The sequence below is a fragment of the Ruegeria sp. P8 genome (assembly GCF_056534665.1).
The window spans coordinates 26,474-43,238 of record NZ_JBQERC010000004.1 but is presented as its reverse complement, the minus strand read 5'-3'; the positions used below and the strand labels follow the sequence as shown (position 1 = coordinate 43,238).

The 16,765-nt window shown below is 55.4% G+C and carries 17 protein-coding genes; 6 read left to right on the top strand and 11 right to left on the bottom strand.

Annotated features, from left to right (window positions below; translation table 11 throughout):
* Positions 1–302 precede the first annotated feature (302 nt).
* A complete protein-coding gene (gene dddP, locus ACR0BZ_RS07960; protein WP_480919924.1) occupies positions 303–1,646 on the bottom strand; it encodes a dimethylsulfonioproprionate lyase DddP in 1,344 nt (447 codons plus the stop codon).
* Between the two features lie 122 nt (positions 1,647–1,768).
* Between dddP and ACR0BZ_RS07955 the strand changes: the two genes are divergently transcribed.
* Positions 1,769–2,512, top strand: coding sequence for a heme-dependent oxidative N-demethylase family protein (locus tag ACR0BZ_RS07955; RefSeq protein ID WP_480919923.1), 744 nt, complete (start codon positions 1,769–1,771; stop codon positions 2,510–2,512).
* Positions 2,513–2,548: 36 nt separating this feature from the next.
* Here the strand turns inward: ACR0BZ_RS07955 and ACR0BZ_RS07950 are convergent, their stop codons facing one another.
* The 4 genes from ACR0BZ_RS07950 to ACR0BZ_RS07935 all read right to left on the bottom strand — a co-directional run bounded on the left by ACR0BZ_RS07950 (position 2,549) and on the right by ACR0BZ_RS07935 (position 6,507).
* A complete protein-coding gene (locus ACR0BZ_RS07950) occupies positions 2,549–3,451 on the bottom strand; it encodes a hypothetical protein (RefSeq protein WP_480504707.1) in 903 nt (300 codons plus the stop codon).
* Positions 3,452–3,651: 200 nt separating this feature from the next.
* Positions 3,652–4,440 carry a lytic murein transglycosylase gene (locus tag ACR0BZ_RS07945; protein WP_480919922.1) on the bottom strand — a complete coding sequence of 263 codons (789 nt, stop codon included), beginning with the start codon at positions 4,438–4,440 and terminating at the stop codon, positions 3,652–3,654.
* 288 nt (positions 4,441–4,728) lie between these two features.
* Positions 4,729–6,135, bottom strand: a complete 1,407-nt coding sequence (gene glnA / locus ACR0BZ_RS07940; RefSeq protein ID WP_267366350.1) for a type I glutamate--ammonia ligase — start codon at positions 6,133–6,135, stop codon at positions 4,729–4,731.
* A 33-nt stretch (positions 6,136–6,168) separates the two neighbouring features.
* Positions 6,169–6,507, bottom strand: coding sequence for a P-II family nitrogen regulator (locus ACR0BZ_RS07935; protein WP_209503542.1), 339 nt, complete (start codon positions 6,505–6,507; stop codon positions 6,169–6,171).
* Positions 6,508–6,676: 169 nt separating this feature from the next.
* On the opposite strand from ACR0BZ_RS07935, the gene ACR0BZ_RS07930 reads away from it, so the two are divergent.
* The 3 genes from ACR0BZ_RS07930 to tig all read left to right on the top strand — a co-directional run bounded on the left by ACR0BZ_RS07930 (position 6,677) and on the right by tig (position 11,319).
* Positions 6,677–8,380, top strand: a complete 1,704-nt coding sequence (locus ACR0BZ_RS07930) for an NAD(P)H-hydrate dehydratase (protein ID WP_480919921.1) — start codon at positions 6,677–6,679, stop codon at positions 8,378–8,380.
* Between the two features lie 309 nt (positions 8,381–8,689).
* On the top strand, positions 8,690–9,814 hold the full coding sequence (locus ACR0BZ_RS07925) for a porin (protein ID WP_480919920.1): 1,125 nt from the start codon (positions 8,690–8,692) through the stop codon (positions 9,812–9,814).
* Positions 9,815–9,987: 173 nt separating this feature from the next.
* On the top strand, positions 9,988–11,319 hold the full coding sequence (tig, locus tag ACR0BZ_RS07920; protein WP_480909754.1) for a trigger factor: 1,332 nt from the start codon (positions 9,988–9,990) through the stop codon (positions 11,317–11,319).
* Between the two features lie 103 nt (positions 11,320–11,422).
* On the opposite strand, the gene ACR0BZ_RS07915 is transcribed toward tig, so the two are convergent.
* From ACR0BZ_RS07915 to rpsF, 6 genes are all read right to left on the bottom strand, one after another.
* Positions 11,423–12,277, bottom strand: coding sequence for an acyl-homoserine-lactone synthase (locus ACR0BZ_RS07915; protein WP_480480382.1), 855 nt, complete (start codon positions 12,275–12,277; stop codon positions 11,423–11,425).
* A gap of 107 nt (positions 12,278–12,384) precedes the next feature.
* The gene (locus ACR0BZ_RS07910; protein WP_267364591.1) at positions 12,385–13,086 is read right to left on the bottom strand and encodes a LuxR family transcriptional regulator; all 702 of its coding nucleotides are present in this window, start codon (positions 13,084–13,086) and stop codon (positions 12,385–12,387) included.
* Positions 13,087–13,321: 235 nt separating this feature from the next.
* The gene (locus ACR0BZ_RS07905; RefSeq protein WP_480919919.1) at positions 13,322–13,807 is read right to left on the bottom strand and encodes a transglycosylase SLT domain-containing protein; all 486 of its coding nucleotides are present in this window, start codon (positions 13,805–13,807) and stop codon (positions 13,322–13,324) included.
* Between the two features lie 166 nt (positions 13,808–13,973).
* A complete protein-coding gene (gene rplI / locus ACR0BZ_RS07900) occupies positions 13,974–14,594 on the bottom strand; it encodes a 50S ribosomal protein L9 (protein WP_267364588.1) in 621 nt (206 codons plus the stop codon).
* Between the two features lie 12 nt (positions 14,595–14,606).
* A complete protein-coding gene (rpsR, locus tag ACR0BZ_RS07895) occupies positions 14,607–14,834 on the bottom strand; it encodes a 30S ribosomal protein S18 (RefSeq protein ID WP_005608650.1) in 228 nt (75 codons plus the stop codon).
* A 28-nt stretch (positions 14,835–14,862) separates the two neighbouring features.
* On the bottom strand, positions 14,863–15,216 hold the full coding sequence (gene rpsF, locus ACR0BZ_RS07890; RefSeq protein ID WP_209503558.1) for a 30S ribosomal protein S6: 354 nt from the start codon (positions 15,214–15,216) through the stop codon (positions 14,863–14,865).
* Positions 15,217–15,569: 353 nt separating this feature from the next.
* Between rpsF and ACR0BZ_RS07885 the strand changes: the two genes are divergently transcribed.
* Entirely contained in the window at positions 15,570–16,016 is a 447-nt protein-coding gene (locus tag ACR0BZ_RS07885; protein WP_480473389.1) for a hypothetical protein, read from the top strand.
* Between the two features lie 125 nt (positions 16,017–16,141).
* Positions 16,142–16,714, top strand: coding sequence for a YceI family protein (locus tag ACR0BZ_RS07880; protein ID WP_267364582.1), 573 nt, complete (start codon positions 16,142–16,144; stop codon positions 16,712–16,714).
* Positions 16,715–16,765: the final 51 nt, after the last annotated feature.

Genomic DNA, 16,765 nt, shown 5'->3' with positions numbered 1-16,765 from the left:
ATCAAGAATTTTGATGGTTATCCAAACAAACATTCGTTTCACTTATGTCTCTCAACATCCCATTTGTGGTTCCTGAAAGCTGAAACAGGAGACACAGATGTCACATGCAGATATTGCACCCCGGATACCAGACCTGCGTTCACGTATGATCCTGGCTATAGTTTTGGCCGGCGTTGCCGGGTTCGCGATTGGCCAATCCTGGCCCGCGCCCCAAGGTGGTTCACAGGTTCAGATCAGCCCTGCCACGGAAGATTGGCATGGAAATGTCCGCCGGTCCCATTGGTCGAATTGAAGGCCCGGCCTTATTCGATCCCCATCAACTGGGGGTCAAAGGGATATCTGGACAGGTTCTCATACCCGGTTTCGGTAATGAGAACCTGATCCTCAAGCTTGATGCTGAAATCGCCACCGACTTCGCCGACGCAGGCTTCGACGCACAGCACCATGCCGGGCTCAAGCGGATAGTCATATGCGCCTTCGACGGCTTTGTCCGGATACGCAACCAGCGGCCATTCATCACACAATCCCACTCCGTGCATCAGGCAGCCGTATTTCTGCGCCTGAAACTTGTCATCAAGCCTGTGCGACATGGCGGTAAGTTCCGGGATCATTACGCCGGGCTTCAGCATCTGCATGTTGGTCATGATATGTTCATGCGCGTGCTGCATGGCATAGATCATGTCAGGGCGGGGTTTTTGGTCGCCAATCCACCAAGTGCGCGAGATATCGATGCATATCCCGTATGACCCGATCAGGTCGGTGTCGAAGGCGATGATTTCGTTTTGCTGCGTGATGCGGGGCCCGCATTCCTGGAACCAGGGATTCGTGCGTTGGCCTGATGCCAGCAGGCGGGTTTCAATCCATTCGCCACCGCGCCGGATGTTTTCCGCGTGCAGAACAGCCCAGATATCATCCTCGGTTGTCTTTCCATTGCCGACATTCGCGCGTGCAAAGCGCTCCATCTCCGCCACAGCGGTTTCGCAGGCGTGATTGGCACAGCGCATGGCCAGAATCTCATCCGGTCCCTTCACGGCACGGGTCTTTTCGGTCAACTCTTCGCCTTCCATGACCTCAAAGCCCTGCGCCTCAAGCGCGCGCAGACCGTGCAGCATGATCTTGTCGACAGCCAAACGTTTGTTGCCGCCGCCATGCGCATCGATCAGTACGCGCACCTCGTTCGAGAAAACATCTGCCGCAATATCCACCTTGTCGCCACGGTCGAAGTAAAACAGGTCCGCGCCTGAACGCTGTTCGCGCACCAGCGGATTGAACGTGCTGAGGAAAGGCGAGTTCTTGTAGTCCCAAATCACCATATAGCCATCGGCACATAACAGCACCGCGCGAAACGGGTTATGCGTGTTCCACAACTGCATGTTCGTGCTGTCGGTCGCATAGCGGATGTTCAGCGGGTCAAAAACCAGCAAGCCACCATATCCGCGATCAACGATGGCCTGCGTCAGTCGTTTCCAGCGGTGTTCCCGCATCCGGGCAAGATTGGGCAGTTCCAGCCCCGCAGCAGCCCATTCGTCAAAAGCCTGCTGTGTCGGTCCGATCTCGATCCGGTCATTTTCGTTTGGCGTGCCATCACCCAGCGTAGCGCCTCGGCTGGGGTCAATCTTGCGCGTGTCTCGGTAATGCTTGTTCATGACGGACCTCGTTGCTTGTTCAGTCAAACCTAAGGTGCCCATATCGATCGTCTTGGAAAAATGCGACGGCGATCCTGTCGTTTTCGACCGACAAATATTTCGACCCATGCTAAGCCACTGGTATGAATAAAATTCTGCAAGATAAAATACCGTATGATGTCGGCGACCTACGTGCTTTACCGGGTATCCAGCCTGCAACGATGGAAAACTGGTTGCATCGGGACGAAGCTTTTGCAGGTCAGATGCAACGCCGGCAGAAGCTGCTGACGGAACGCCGCGATGACGTTCTGGCGCTTGATCCGCAGGCAGAACCCGCCGCTCGGGAGCTGCTCGACCTTGTGCTGTCGCAGGTCTATCCCAATGCGGGTGAGGAGGTCGTCAGACCCGACGGAGTAAGTGTCGCAGTCGACCGGGCGCAGCCGCTTGATACATTGTGCAGGCTGGTTCAGGAGGATTTTTGCATCCTGCAAAAGCGCGGAACTGAACATGTATTGACCGGCGCAATCCTGTGTTTCCCGGCCAGCTGGCTTTTGTCCGAAAAATTCATGCGACCACTGATCGACATCCATGTGCCTGTCGCAAGTTACGACGAAAATATCGCCAAGCGGGTGCAGCGCTTGTTCGACGGGATACAGCCCGGCCGTCCGCTCTGGCGTTTTAACGCGCTTTGGTATGAAGACCCCGAACTGTTTCAGCCCCGAAGCGCCAGTGACAGGCGGGGCGACACAGGTCGACGTAAAACGTCCTACTTGCGAAGTGAGCGGCAAACCCTGCTGCGCTTGCCGAAAACGGATGCGGTCGTCTTTTCAATCCACACTTATATTCTGGCCGCGAACGCGGTTCCCAAAATGGAAAACCCCGCCTAAAGGCGGGGCATCCAAGGAGGGTCTTCTGTAATTCTCTTATTGGCCCAAGGCGGCCGCAACATCGGCAAACGCGTTCGTTGCGTTCAGAGCAACTATCGCGAAGGTAAAGACAAGCACCTGTGTGTTGAGGCGAAAATCCTCACCCCGGATCAGATTGACGGCAGCCATTGACAGGGCAATCGGGGTCGAAACTCCAGCCAGTACACCCGTCATGCACCAACTGCTGAGACGCAAAACGTCACTTGGCTTCGCGACACCATCTTCGTCATCGAACGTTTCCTGACCTGGCCTGTTTGTATCTTCACTGCGAAACGCGATGCTGAGCAATTGTTCATCTGTCAGTTGGATCGGGCGGGACGTCGAAGCATGAAGAACACTTATGGTGTCATCGTTCTCGGGCACATTCACCCCCGAGAATTGCCCGGTCAGCGACTGAAAAATTTGTTTTCTGTCGCGTGTTCGGCTGGGGGCCAGAGTGTCAAAGGCGCTCATGAACTGCTCGACCGTCAGAACCGTGTGTGGCGACAGCCATTCAACGCGCCGGGTCGAACAAATATCGACCATGCGATACAGAATGACGACCATCATCAGTTCCGAAATCTCGGAGTCATCCAGCAGGGGGGAAACCGGCGTGATCGAAAGAACCAACCTGTTTTGCGGATTTGCGGCGCGGGGTTTTGTTATCGTTTTTAGCCCCGCGGCGCGATCCATACGCTCGTACCGGTCTTCCTGCTCGGGGGTGCCTGTGTCCAGGGTCAGTCGCACAAGGTACTGACTTGAAACAATGCTTGCTTCGGAATTGCTCAGCAACGCCTTGCGTTCGACCAGATGGCCGTAATCTTCCAGCGTCGTGGCAACGATTGTGCCAAAACGCTCGATCGCGCCATTTGCGTCGCCATTGAATTGCAGGCCGCCATGGTAGCTGTGCTTTCGAGCCACTGCACTGTCCTTTTTTGCGTACTGTTCAGCAAACACTGTAACAACCATTCGTGAGGAGAATTTGGCGGAAAATGCAAAAAAGGTGATTTTACCCCGGCATTGGTTACGCATTGGAAACCAAGAAACTAAAGGCTTTTGTTTGTCACTGTGGCGGAAATGTGGCGAAAGAGGGTGCGGAGTGTGTTTTTGGTGCGACCGGGCTATTGGTCGATTCGGGCGGCCATGATTGCTATGGATTGCTGATAAACAGAGGCCGCGTTCCACTGTTTCAGCACTTGAAAATTCCGCTCCCCTGGCTGATAGCCACGCCCTGGCTTCCACCCTTTCTTGCGGAGAAAATTGGCGGTCGAGGCAAGCGCGTCGGTCATGTCATAGAAGTCCACCCGACGGTCGCCGGTGGCATCGACGCCATAGATCAGGGCGTTGCCCGGCAGGAACTGAGTGTGACCCAACTCGCCATGTTTTGCCCCTTTTGTCGCCACGGTAATGCTTCCTGCATCGACCAGTTTCAGTGCCCCGATTGCGTGCGGAACAAAGAACTCGGACCGGCGACAATCATAGGCCAGTGTCGTGATTGCGGAAACAACCTGACTGTCTCCCATAAAATTGCCAAAGCCGGTTTCCATGCCGTGAATGGCGATCAGAACGCCCGCCGGAACACCGTATTGCCGTTCAAGAGCAGCATAGAAATCGGGATTTGCCGCCTTGCGTTTGCGCCCCTGCGCGACGATTGCATCAGCGCCTCTGACACGCATGAATTTGTCCAGCGTGTATTTGAAGCTTTTCTGATTGCGATCCGCCGCGATTGTGCCCGTGGCGTATTGCGCCTGGGCAAGCGCCTGAAGGCCCTTCTTTTTCACACCAGCCTTGCGGGCCTGCTGGGCGAAATCGGCCTTCCAGGCCTCGAACCCCGCGCTGGTATTCCCACAAGGCGCGGCCAGAAGGGGCGAAGACACAAGCAGGGCGATTAACACGTAAAGACGAAACATAATTATTATCCGATGGTGTTGAAATCTGTGGCCAGCCTACCTTGAGCTTTGAATTGGGCAAAGCGGTTCGTTGGAGTGTCTCCAACCGTTCCTGCAAATGCCTGTTGATTGATCTGCGGAGTGCCTTTGAAGGATTTCAGATCCTCAGCATCGGGCGCATAGCAAGGGCGAAGGTAAAAAGTGTGTATTCTGCGCTATGGCGCCCGATGAGGCTGAACAGCGACAGACCGGCGCAAATGAAACAGGGGCGCCCGTTTGAGCGCCCCTGCAAATCCATGCCGTGGTTGCTTAGCAGCTGTAATACATGCCGTATTCAACCGGGTGTGGTGTGTGCTCGTAGGTTTCGACCTCTTCCATCTTCAGGGCGATGTAGCCGTCGATCTGGTCCTTGGTGAACACGTCACCTTGCAGCAGGAAGTCGTGATCCGATGCCAGCGCTTCCAGAGCTTCACGCAAGCTGCCGCAGACAGTCGGGATACCGGCCAGTTCCTCGGCAGGCAGATCGTACAGGTTCTTGTCCATGGCTTCGCCCGGATCGATCTTGTTTTTGATGCCGTCAAGGCCGGCCATCAACAGAGCGGCAAACGCCAGGTAGGGGTTTGCAGCCGGATCGGGGAAACGAGCCTCGACACGTTTTGCTTTAGGGCTTTCGGTCCATGGAATACGGACACAACCCGAACGGTTACGGGCCGAGTAGGCGCGCAGAACGGGGGCTTCGAAACCGGGGATCAAACGCTTGTAGCTGTTGGTAGCCGGATTGGTGAAGGCGTTCAGGGTCTTGGCGTGCTTCAGGATACCGCCGATGAAGTACAGCGCTTCGTCCGAAAGATCAGCGTATTTGTCGCCCGCGAACAGTGGCTTGCCGTCTTTCCAGATTGACATGTTCACGTGCATGCCGGTGCCGTTGTCACCTGCGATAGGCTTCGGCATGAAGGTTGCCGATTTGCCGTACGCATGAGCCACGTTGTGGATGACATATTTGTACTTTTGCAGCTCATCCGCCTGCTTGGTCAGGCTGTCGAAGATCAGGCCCAGCTCGTGCTGGCAAGACGCAACTTCGTGGTGGTGCTTGTCGACCTTCATGCCCAGACGCTTCATGGTCGACAGCATTTCCGACCGCAGGTCCTGCGCTTCGTCGATCGGGTTCACCGGGAAGTAGCCACCCTTGACGCCCGGACGGTGGCCCGTATTGCCCATTTCGTATTCGGTGTCGGTGTTCCACGATGCGTCAGTCGCATCAACTTCGTAGGATACCTTGTTGATTGTGTTCGAATAACGGACGTCATCAAACAGGAAAAACTCAGCCTCGGGACCCATATATGCGACGTCACCGATTCCTGATGCTTTCAGGTAGGCTTCGGCTTTCTGCGCTGTGCCACGCGGGTCACGCTCATAGGCTTCGCCTGTATCGGGCTCGACAACCGAGCAGTGCACGCAAATGGTTTTCTCTGCGTAGAACGGATCAACATATGCACTTTCGGTATCGATCATCAGCTTCATGTCCGATGCTTCGATCGACTTCCATCCTGCGATGGACGAACCATCAAACATGAAGCCTTCGTCCAGGAAGTCTTCGTCGACCTGATCGGCCATCAGGGTCACGTGCTGCAGCTTGCCGCGGGGGTCGGTGAAACGGACGTCGACATATTCGGCGCCCTCTTCCTTGATCAGCTGAAGAACTGCGTCCTTGCTCATTCTCTTGATTCCTCTGACTTGAAGATTGTGGTGTTACAGTGCGTCCGAGCCGGTCTCGCCGGTACGGATGCGAATGGCTTGTTCAACCGGAGAGACAAAGATCTTTCCGTCGCCGATTTTGTCGGTCTTGGCAGCCGACACGATGGCTTCGATGGCGGCATCAACCTGGTCATCGTCCAATACGACCTCGACCTTCACCTTGGGCAAAAAGTCGACAACATATTCCGCGCCACGATACAGCTCAGTATGGCCTTTCTGACGGCCGAAACCTTTGACTTCGACGACGCTGAGACCCTGAACACCTACGTCCTGCAACGCCTCTTTCACTTCGTCCAGTTTGAACGGCTTGATGATCGCTTCGATCTTTTTCATTCCGGCTCACCTTGAATGGTTGTCTCAGGCGCAGTGATCACGTCTAAGTTCGGGCGGCAACGTGATTGCGGTATCGGTCGGGTCGGTATCCGTTGAAATCAGGCCCTATGCTATATTTTGGGCGGTTTGCACAAAAAGTAATCGAAATTGAATCGTGCGAAGGTGTGATATGACGGAATTGCTGACAGCAGCGCAGATGAAAGCCATCGAGCACGCGGCCATCGAATCCGGTGAGGTTACGGGCTTGGAGTTGATGGAGCGGGCAGGGCAAGGTGTTGTCGAGGCGATCTTCGAGGAATGGCCGGATCTGGACAGGCGAGGGGCCAGCCCCTCGCGCTCCCCGGAGTATTTGGAAAAAGATGAAGAGGATCCGCTGCGTGCAGTCGTATTGTGCGGCCCCGGCAACAACGGCGGTGACGGGTTTGTCGTGGCGCGGCTTTTGCGGGAACTGGGCTGGAAGGTTGAGGTATTCCTGTATGGCGATCCCGAAAAGTTGCCGCCGGATGCCCGGGTGAATTATGAGCGATGGGGTGAGTTGGGTGTTATCAACGCGTTTTCAAAAGAAGGCTTGAAGAATGACCGCCTAGCCAGTTTTGGAGTACCTAACATTCTGGTGGACGCGGTTTTCGGCACGGGGTTGACACGTCCGATTGATACTGTGCTTGGGCAATTGTTGGAGTATTTTTTCAGCTTGTCATCACGTGTTCGCTTTGTCGCAGTCGATTCTCCTTCGGGGCTGTGCATGGACAGCGGAAAGGTGCTTGGTGCCCGAGCGAAAATATTGACCGATGCAAGACCCCTTTCTGCGGATCTGACAGTAACCTTCGAACGAAGGAAACTTGGGCATGTGTTGAGCGACGGTCCGGTTTATTGCCGGAAAGTGAGCGTCGCAGCAATTGGTCTGAATGAAACGTCGGAGCGGCACTGGAGACAGGTTTTTTTGCAAGGAGAAGGAGCGGGCAGGGTTCCTGCTCGCGGCATTGATTTAAACGGCCACGAGCTTGATAGCCGGCGGCGCGCAAGAGCGCTTTTGACAAAGTACAGCCATCTGCCTTCAGTCGTTGCGCACAAATACACCCATGGGCATGCCCTGATCCTTTCCGGTGGGCCCGGCAAGACCGGTGCGGCGCGACTGGCCGCGCGGGGGGCGTTGCGGATTGGGGCAGGGTTGGTGACGCTGGGGGTGCCATCCTTGGCTTTGGCAGAGGTTGCGAGCCGGATCACCGCCCTCATGCTACAGTGCGTTGATGGGTCTCAAATGCTGTCAGACGTACTGCGGGACGTGCGGATGAACGCCCTTTGTCTGGGCCCCGGTTTGGGGTTGGAGCGAGCGCGGGACTTGGTGCCAGTCGCCCTGATTGCGAAACGTGCGACGGTTCTGGATGCGGATGCGCTGACGGCATTTGCGGGCGATCCCGGAAACTTGTTTGAAATGTTGCATGACCACTGCGTTCTGACCCCGCATGGCGGTGAGTTTGCGCGGCTGTTCCCCGATCTGGCTGAAAAGCTGAGCGAAACGCCGGTCAGAGGCCCCGCCTATTCCAAGGTGGACGCAACGCGAGAGGCATCGGCACGCGCGGGATGTGTCGTGTTGTTCAAAGGGCCGGATACAGTCGTTGCTGCCCCGGACGGGCGATGTTCGATCAATGCCGCATGCTATGATCGCGCAGCCCCTTGGCTTGCAACCGCCGGGTCAGGCGATGTGTTGGCCGGTTACATCGCCGGGCTACTGGCGCGGGGATTCGATGCGATGGCGGCGGCTGAGACAGCAGCGTGGCTGCACGTGGAATGCGCGCGTCGTTTCGGGCCGGGATTGATCGCCGAGGATCTGCCTGAGCAGTTGCCCGATGTTTTCAAACAGCTGAATATCTAGTTGTTTTGGGCAGAAAGCAGCTCAGGCTCTGTCAGAATGGCATGTTTTCGCTGTCAAGATGTGCGCAGATGCATACCGCATATTTGCCAGGTGCATAGGCAGGCATCACTATTCGTTTGCAAGCTGCCAGTACGCGCTGGGGTTGTGTCTTGTAAGTTAATGAAAAATAATATAAAATAGCAAAATTCTTTGTATGTTCTGTTGCTAAAATACAATTCTTGCGTAAGACAAGGGGCAGACCACTGGAACGCTCGGATTCAGTAAACAAATGGGCAGTATCTGAACCCCGAACCAATTATGGTGAGTGAAATGACCCCAAATATCAAAAAGATATCGGTTGCTGCCTTTCTGACTGCCACGGTCGCTGTTCCGGCAGCCGCAGAGCTGAAATACGAAAATAACAGTGGCGGCTATGTGCTGTTGTACGGGCAGTTTAACCCAGCCTTGATTTCTGTTGATGACGGGCAAGATACCGAGACCCGGGTCCTCGACAACGATCTGTCGAACAGCCGGGTTGGCCTGCGCCTGATGCAGCCATTTGGCCAGAACGAGTTTACCTTTCGCTTGGAAACGGCGTTGGGCTTGCCGAACTCGACTGAATGGAACCAGACCGGTACAAATTTCAGCGGCTGGACTCGCGACGATATCCGATTTGTGGATTTTGCCTTGAAGGGGAGCTACGGCAAATTCTCGGCTGGTCAGGGCAGCATGGTGGCAGATGGTGCTGCCGAGGTGGACCTGTCCTATGTCGGCACCGCGCTGTATTCGTTCACAAACGATGAAAACTCGGGCTTTTTCTATCGTGGCACAAACGGTGTGCTGAGCGGTATTACGGTTGGTGACAGTTCCAGCAACTTTGACGGCTCACGTCGCGGGCGTGTGCGGTATGACACACCAACGGTTAACGGATTCTCGGCCGCTTTTGCATATGGTCAGAACATTCTGTCCAGCAGTGACGATGATGACTACTACGATGTCGGCGTGTTCTATGAAAACACCTTTGCAGGCGGTGTAGAGTTTGCGGCAGCTGTCGCGTATTCTGTGCGGGAGCGGGATGACAATTCAGGGGATCGCAAGGATACACTCGGTTCGGCCTCGGTGCTGTTGCCCAGCGGTCTGGGGTTCACGATTGCCGGCGGCACGCGTGACGATGACCGAGCTGGCCAGACGGACCCGAATTACTGGTACGGCAAGGTCTCGTACGAGGGGAACTGGGTATCCTGGGGTAAGACAGGTGTCGGCATCGACTATTATGACGGCGCGGATTTCGAGACCAACGGGTCCGACACCAAGGCATGGGGTATCGCTGTCGTGCAGAAGGTCGAAGCGATCAATACCGATGTTTACCTGAAGTATCGCAACCACGATTTCGATGACGGAACGTCGTTCGAAAACAACGAGGCCTGGGTTCTGGGCGCGCGCTGGAAGTTTTAATTGCCTTCCAGCGAGCCAACACGAACGCCCCGGTTTTCGGGGCGTTCTTTTTTGCCAAAACCAGGTTGATTCAGCCTTTGCCCCTTGCACGTTGGCGGCAGGGCAAATAGAAGGCGTCAAATTTGCCCGGCGCGCCCGTTTTGCGCGCCCCGAATCCTATGGGGACTACCAAAATGCAGGTTACCGAGACGCTGAACGAAGGTCTGAAACGCGGCTACAACATTGTTGTGACCGCAGCCGAACTGGACGACAAGGTCAATGAAAAGCTGACCGAAGCACAGCCGGAAATCGAAATGAAAGGCTTCCGCAAAGGCAAGGTGCCGATGGCGCTGCTGAAAAAGCAGTTTGGCCAGCGCCTGCTGGGTGAGGCGATGCAGGAATCCATCGACGGTGCGATGAACAAGCATTTTGAGGACAGCGGCGACCGCCCCGCGCTGCAGCCCGAAGTCAAGATGACCAACGAGGACTGGAAAGAAGGCGACGATATCGAGGTCGCGATGTCCTACGAAGCGCTGCCCGCGATCCCTGAGGTCGATCTGAAATCGGTTGCGCTGGACAAGCTGATCGTCAAGGCGGATGACGCCGCCGTCGAGGAAGCGCTGAACAACCTGGCCGAAACCGCTCAGGACTTCAAAGCCCGCCGCAAGGGTTCGAAAGCCAAGGAAGGCGACCAGATCGTGTTCGATTTTGTCGGCAAGGTTGATGGTGAAGAATTCGAAGGTGGATCGGCCGAAGATTACCCGCTGGTTCTGGGCTCGAACAGCTTCATCCCCGGTTTTGAAGACCAGCTGGTCGGCGTGAAGGCCGAGGAAGAAAAAGACGTCAACGTGACCTTCCCGGAAGAATATGGTGCCGAACACCTGGCCGGAAAAGACGCGGTCTTTACCTGCACGATCAAAGAAGTGAAGGAGCCCGTCGCGGCCGAGATCAACGATGATCTGGCGATGAAGTTCGGCGCCGAGGATCTGGCCGCTCTGAAAACTCAGATTTCGGAACGCCTGGAAGCAGAATATGCGGGCGCGTCGCGCGCTGTCATGAAGCGGGCCCTGCTGGACGTGCTGGACGAAAAAGTGTCATTCGACCTGCCGCCGTCGCTGGTCGAAGCCGAAGCCAAGCAGATTGCACATCAGCTGTGGCACGAGGAAAACCCTGAAGTAACCGGTCATGACCACGATGAGATCGAACCCACCGATGAGCACAACAAGCTGGCCGAACGCCGCGTGCGTCTGGGTCTGCTGCTGGCCGAGCTGGGCCAGAAGGCAGAGGTGGAAGTCACCGACGCCGAGATGACCCAGGCGATCATGAACCAGGCGCGTCAGTACCCGGGTCAGGAACGCCAGTTCTTCGAGTTCGTGCAGCAGAACGCTCAGATGCAGCAGCAACTGCGCGCGCCGATCTTCGAAGACAAGGTTGTCGACTATGTGTTCGAGCTGGCGCAGGTCAGCGACAAGGAAGTCAGCAAAGACGACCTGCAAAAAGCCATTGAGGCACTGGAAGAGGAATAATCCTCTTCCTTCCCTCTTTGTTCAGAGAGGGGTGAAAAAAACGGAGCCGCCTGTAAACAGACGGCTCCGCATGGGTGGCTTTTGTATCTATGAGGTGAGGGGGTCAGGCCTCATGAGCAAAAGCACGGGGGGTATCTAGCAGAGCGATCTTCTGCTCTGGTGTGAACGTATCCGACAGCGCTTCGATCAGCTTCAAAACGTCCTGACGTTCAGCTTCGTTTCTTGCGGCGCTCATCTGTTCCACAAAATACTTCTCAAGATCGGTCAGTGGCTTGTGATCCTGATTGGCCGGGCTCTGGGTTGCTGCCTTCTTGGCTGCAAACAGTGCCAGCGCCTCTTCGTCATCCATAAAGACGTTCTCATGGATGCCTGCAAACTCACGCAGGCCCGAGATGCGTTCATCGGTACAATCCAACAGCGCGGCCAGTGCCGAAACTTTCCCCATGGGAACCGTTTCGCCGACATAGTCATATGGCGCGCAGTTCGACCGTTTCAGGACCCGGTCCATAACCGGATCGATTACGGTGATGATATCCTGAATGCCTGCGTTCTTGGCATATTCCAGAGAGCCGATCATCAGCTCGCAGGTGGCGTAAGAGACAGAATTCTTTTCCTTGCCGCGTGTAAGACGCTGCGTGTCCACGCAGAAGCGTGTCGATTCCCACATGGTTGCGCTGCGAAGCGGTGCTTCCCCGCAAAGGATTGCCGAAAACACATCCGACAACATATGAGGTCCTGTGGTCTGAAGGGCACGCACGGCTGCGACGACATTCCCCCCGTCGTCGAGTCCGATTACATATGCCGGGTCCAGATGATCGAATTCATCAATTTCCTTACCGTCTTCGATCTTTACGTCCCATCCAAGACGTCCGCCAAAAACACGTGCTCTCAACTCGAACATTTCGTCAAGAACTTCGCTGAACATATGTCTGTTCAGGCCATCTACCACGATGATCATTTCTTCCCCCTTCGAGTGGTTGTTCGGTAGTATTGACGTTACCGCTCTCGAAGGATTTTTCTATTGGGGGATTCCCGTATTTTGGCGGAATTTGGGGATTTTTTTGTTTATCCCGGGGTAATAAGCCCGATCGCTATCGCCCGCCCTACGGCCTGAGGGGTGGTCAGCGCACTAAGCTTTTCCCGGCTCGAACGCAAGTGTACTTCCACGGTTCGGTGCGAAATCGACAAAATGTCGCCGATATCCTGCTGCGACTTACCTGCAGCGACCCATTGCAGGATTTCCGCTTCGCGAGAGGACAATGTCGGATGATATAGTGCGCCGGTCAGCTGATCCGAGGACACGACGTTGTCGTGGATGTGCACGGCCATGGCCTGCAAATCGCCGATAAAGTTCGTGTAAAGCTTACGCCACTCTTCCTTGCTGCAATTACGGGTTGCGCTCAGCAGGCCAATATCACCGTAGGGGCCACGTACCGGGATCGTAACACCCTGACTGGGCAAGCCAAAATCGTGAGCATCCCGGAACACGCGTTGAAAGTCCGGACTTCTTTCCAGACGGCTCCAGTCCACCGGCGCAATACTGCGGCGAGCCATGTGGATGGTCGGATCAATCATGATCAGACCCTGTTTCTGGTAGTGCTCGGTCCAGGCGTCGTCATAGGTGACAAAGCCAGCCACAGTTCCTGCCGCCGGATTCATACCAGCATAGGCAGCATGATCCATGTCATGCTTCTCACAGATTTGCCTTAGAAATTCGGTATATCGAACTTCAGAATCCGGCAGAGTGCTCAGATCGACAATTTCCATGTGGCGCCTACCAGCTGTGGCCCATCTTGCCGCCCGATGGTGTCGTCGAGCATGCGTATTACACAGAGTGGAACCCGTTTACCTCACTGCGTCAGAACATCATACTTTTCTAAACATGACAAGGAGAGGTCTTAATTGTCTGTGCAATACCGCATATTGCGACACCCAATAGAACATTTTTGTCACTATTCAGTTTCAAGTGCTGATTCCGATCGAATTCTGACGCGAATGACCGTCAGGGTGTTGGCCTAAGCCCGGTTTCGACCAGCATTCCTCGGGCTTTAGCTTCGGGATAAAAACCTTTGGCGTACAGAAAAATTGCCCTGCGTTGGTCCCCATCTGAAAGCATCCACGCCCCGCGCAAGTACTTCCCGGCAAACTCAAGGTTGGTGTCGGCGTCCAGCAAACCTTCGGCTTTGCCGGTGTATCCCATCGAGCGCGCCGTGGCTGGCAGGATCTGTAGAAGGCCGTAATAGGGCCGGTTGACGGCCCATGGTCGGTGTGTGCTTTCGCGAATGGCCAGCTTGTGAACCAGTTCCCGCGGAATCTCGTAATGGTCCGCCCATCTGTTGATCGAAGCTCTCAGCTCGGGCGTTTCATTCGGGTGGAGCGGCGGGTCAAAATGTGGCGTACCCGCCTTGGAGACCTGGTCTGACCCGCAGGCAACCAACGACACAAATAGAAACAGTGCCAGGAAACTTTGGCGCAGATAAACAAGCATTTTTCGGTCCTCTGGATTTCGGCGGCAATGATACGGAACGACAATGAGCCTTCAAGCGTACACGGGAAAATGGGCTGAAACTTGCCGGTACGACACGTGAACACAAAGGGAAAAAAGAAAAGGCCGCGCTTTGGCGCGGCCTTTAGAATGCTCACAAGCAGCCAGATCAGGCTTTGGCTTCGTCTTCTGCAACCGGTGCCGCGTCGGCAACCATGTCATCATCATCCGAAGCGGCCGAGCCGATGTCGTCGAACAGTTCGGCGATCTCGAATTCAGCAGCGGCTTCTTCTTCAGCAGCCAGTTCCTGAATCGATTTGCCCGAAGCCTGCAGTTCGGCTTCTTCTGCCGAACGGGCCACGTTCATTTTGATTTCGACTTCAACCTCGGGGTGCAGTTTGACTGCGACAGTGTGCAGACCCAGCTCCTTGATCGGGGCGATCAGGACAATCTGTTTCTTGTCGACGGTGAAACCTGCTTCGGTTGCGGCGTCAGCGGCGTCACGCGGGGTGACCGAACCGTACAGAGCGCCGGCATCCGATGCCGAGCGAATCACGATGAACTGCTGACCGTCCAGCTTTTCAGCCAGTGCTTCAGCTTCTTTCTTGGTTTCCAGGTTGCGGGCCTCAAGCTGCGCTTTCTGGGCTTCGAACGACGCGATGTTGGCGTCGGACGCGCTCAGGGCTTTGCCTTGGGGCAGCAGGAAGTTGCGGGCGTAGCCGGGCTTGACGTCAACGACGTCGCCCATCTGACCCAGTTTCGCAACGCGTTCCAGCAGGATAACTTGCATGTCAGTCTCTCCTTACTTCACAGCGTAGGGCAGCAGGGCGAGGAAGCGGGCGCGCTTGATAGCACGGGCCAGTTCACGCTGCTTTTTCGCCGAAACGGCGGTGATGCGCGAAGGCACGATCTTGCCACGCTCAGAGATGTAGCGCTGCAGCAGACGGGTGTCTTTGTAGTCGATCTTCGGCGCGTTCTCACCCGAGAACGGGCAGACCTTGCGGCGGCGGAAAAATGGTTTTGCGGCCATGGTTTAGAGTCCTTTTCTCAGGCGTTGATCAACGGCGCTCGCGGCGTTCGCCACGTTCGTCACGCTTCTGCATCTGAACCGACGGACCATCTTCGTGGCCGTCGACCTTGATGGTCAGAACGCGCATGACATCTTCATGCAGACGCATCAGGCGCTCCATTTCCTGCACCGCGCCCGAGGGGGCATCGGTTTTCAGAAAGGCATAGTGGCCTTTGCGGTTTTTGTTGATCTTGTAGGCCATCGTCTTGACGCCCCAGTACTCGCTATCAACCAGCTTGCCGCCGTTGTCAGCCAGAACGGTGCCGAAATGTTCGACGAGGCTTTCCGCCTGCGCGTTGGACAGATCCTGACGCGCGATCATTACATGCTCATACAGTGGCATGTGCACTCCTGTTTATATCAAGGCGCATTTCATAGGCGGGGCCAAACGTTCCTTCGCGACCCTGCCACGAGAGGCTGCGCGATTCATACGACTGCGAAGGATGGCCCCGTATACACGTCTGAGCCGCAAGGGCAAGCCCTGCCACATATGCCTCTGAGACGCCGCCCAAATTCCTTTAGGCCGCCCAATTGCTGACGCTTTTCGGCTCAAAGTTGTTTTGCATACCGGACATCAACCGGATCAACAGAATTTCGAAAGTAACCTTAAAAGGGTGACGTGTTATGACCGCTACTAACACAAACGCATATCAGGAAAGCGTTGCCGGCTCGCGATTTGAAAATTCAGTGCCGGTAATGATCACGTTTGCACCGAACTGGAAGGCCCGCCTGATCCTGGCGCGGATGGTCGGGGCGTTCCTGATCGTTTCTGCGTTCTCCATGTGGTTGATGCCCGGATCGGTCGTTGGCGCAGATGTTTGGCCGATCAAGATGGCGGCGTCCATGCTGTTTCTGGTCGTTGGCGTCGCCCTGCTGACGATCGAGGTTCTTGACCCGCGCCCTGACGCCTATTTCGACCCGATCCGCCGCGAAGTCCGGGTGTTGCAGAAAAACGAAGACGGACGCCCTCAGACTGTCCTGCGCCGCAGCTATGACTCGCTGGGTGGGGCACGTTTCGAAGAGAATGAAGTTCATCTGTTTGACGTGGACGGCAGCCTTTTGATGAAGCTGCCACTTGAATCGGCGGATGTCAGCCGGGCGCTGAAAGGTCAGCTTAGCAAAAGCGTAACAATTTTCGGCTGAGTTTTATTCTGTTCAAAAAAGAACAGAAGTTGTGAATCAAAAAAGGTTGTGTGCTGCCCTTGGGTGGCACATTTTGCATTCAGGCAGTCCTGACGGACTGCATTCACAAAACCGCGGAGATTGATATGAAATCCACCCTTCTTGCTGCTGCATTGGCCGTATCAGCGACAACGGCATTCGCCAGCGCCGAGAAATACGTGTTGGATCCCAGCCACAGCCAAGTCATTTTCAGCTATGACCACCTTGGGTTTTCAACCACGACTGGCATGTTTTCCGGCTTTGAAGGCGAGATCATGTTTGACCAGGAAAACCCCGCCGCTTCGAGCGTGAACGTTTCGATGCCCGTGTTGGAGATGTTTACCGGCTGGAAGCCCCGTGAAGATCACTTCATGACCGAGGATTTCTTTGGCGCGGCCGAAGGAGATTTGATCACCTTTACATCGACAGGAATCGAAGTGACCGGTGACAACACCGCGAACATCACCGGCGATCTGACGATGAACGGTGTGACCAAATCGGTTGTTCTGGACGCAAAGCTCAACAAGGCTGACACTCACCCGATGGCAAATCAGCCCTGGGCGGGTTTCAATGCCACAACAACGCTGGTCCGTAGCGAATTCGACCTGGGTCAGTTTGCACCGTTTGTCAGCGACGAAGTGCAGATCCAGATTTCGGTCGAGGCGCAAAAAGCCGAGTAATCGCGGAATCACGAACAGAAAAACGCCGGTGATCAAATCACCGGCGTTTTT

What these genes read in the sequence shown, in the direction of transcription:
- dddP (WP_480919924.1), bottom strand. Translation starts at nt 1,646, where the DNA reads ATGAACAAGCATTACCGAGACACGCGCAAGATTGACCCCAGCCGAGGC.
- ACR0BZ_RS07955 (WP_480919923.1), top strand. Translation starts at nt 1,769, where the DNA reads ATGAATAAAATTCTGCAAGATAAAATACCGTATGATGTCGGCGACCTA.
- ACR0BZ_RS07945 (WP_480919922.1), bottom strand. Translation starts at nt 4,440, where the DNA reads ATGTTTCGTCTTTACGTGTTAATCGCCCTGCTTGTGTCTTCGCCCCTT.
- glnA (WP_267366350.1), bottom strand. Translation starts at nt 6,135, where the DNA reads ATGAGCAAGGACGCAGTTCTTCAGCTGATCAAGGAAGAGGGCGCCGAA.
- ACR0BZ_RS07935 (WP_209503542.1), bottom strand. Translation starts at nt 6,507, where the DNA reads ATGAAAAAGATCGAAGCGATCATCAAGCCGTTCAAACTGGACGAAGTG.
- ACR0BZ_RS07930 (WP_480919921.1), top strand. Translation starts at nt 6,677, where the DNA reads ATGACGGAATTGCTGACAGCAGCGCAGATGAAAGCCATCGAGCACGCG.
- ACR0BZ_RS07925 (WP_480919920.1), top strand. Translation starts at nt 8,690, where the DNA reads ATGACCCCAAATATCAAAAAGATATCGGTTGCTGCCTTTCTGACTGCC.
- tig (WP_480909754.1), top strand. Translation starts at nt 9,988, where the DNA reads ATGCAGGTTACCGAGACGCTGAACGAAGGTCTGAAACGCGGCTACAAC.
- ACR0BZ_RS07915 (WP_480480382.1), bottom strand. Translation starts at nt 12,277, where the DNA reads ATGATCATCGTGGTAGATGGCCTGAACAGACATATGTTCAGCGAAGTT.
- ACR0BZ_RS07910 (WP_267364591.1), bottom strand. Translation starts at nt 13,086, where the DNA reads ATGGAAATTGTCGATCTGAGCACTCTGCCGGATTCTGAAGTTCGATAT.
- ACR0BZ_RS07905 (WP_480919919.1), bottom strand. Translation starts at nt 13,807, where the DNA reads ATGCTTGTTTATCTGCGCCAAAGTTTCCTGGCACTGTTTCTATTTGTG.
- rplI (WP_267364588.1), bottom strand. Translation starts at nt 14,594, where the DNA reads ATGCAAGTTATCCTGCTGGAACGCGTTGCGAAACTGGGTCAGATGGGC.
- rpsR (WP_005608650.1), bottom strand. Translation starts at nt 14,834, where the DNA reads ATGGCCGCAAAACCATTTTTCCGCCGCCGCAAGGTCTGCCCGTTCTCG.
- rpsF (WP_209503558.1), bottom strand. Translation starts at nt 15,216, where the DNA reads ATGCCACTGTATGAGCATGTAATGATCGCGCGTCAGGATCTGTCCAAC.
- ACR0BZ_RS07885 (WP_480473389.1), top strand. Translation starts at nt 15,570, where the DNA reads ATGATCACGTTTGCACCGAACTGGAAGGCCCGCCTGATCCTGGCGCGG.
- ACR0BZ_RS07880 (WP_267364582.1), top strand. Translation starts at nt 16,142, where the DNA reads ATGAAATCCACCCTTCTTGCTGCTGCATTGGCCGTATCAGCGACAACG.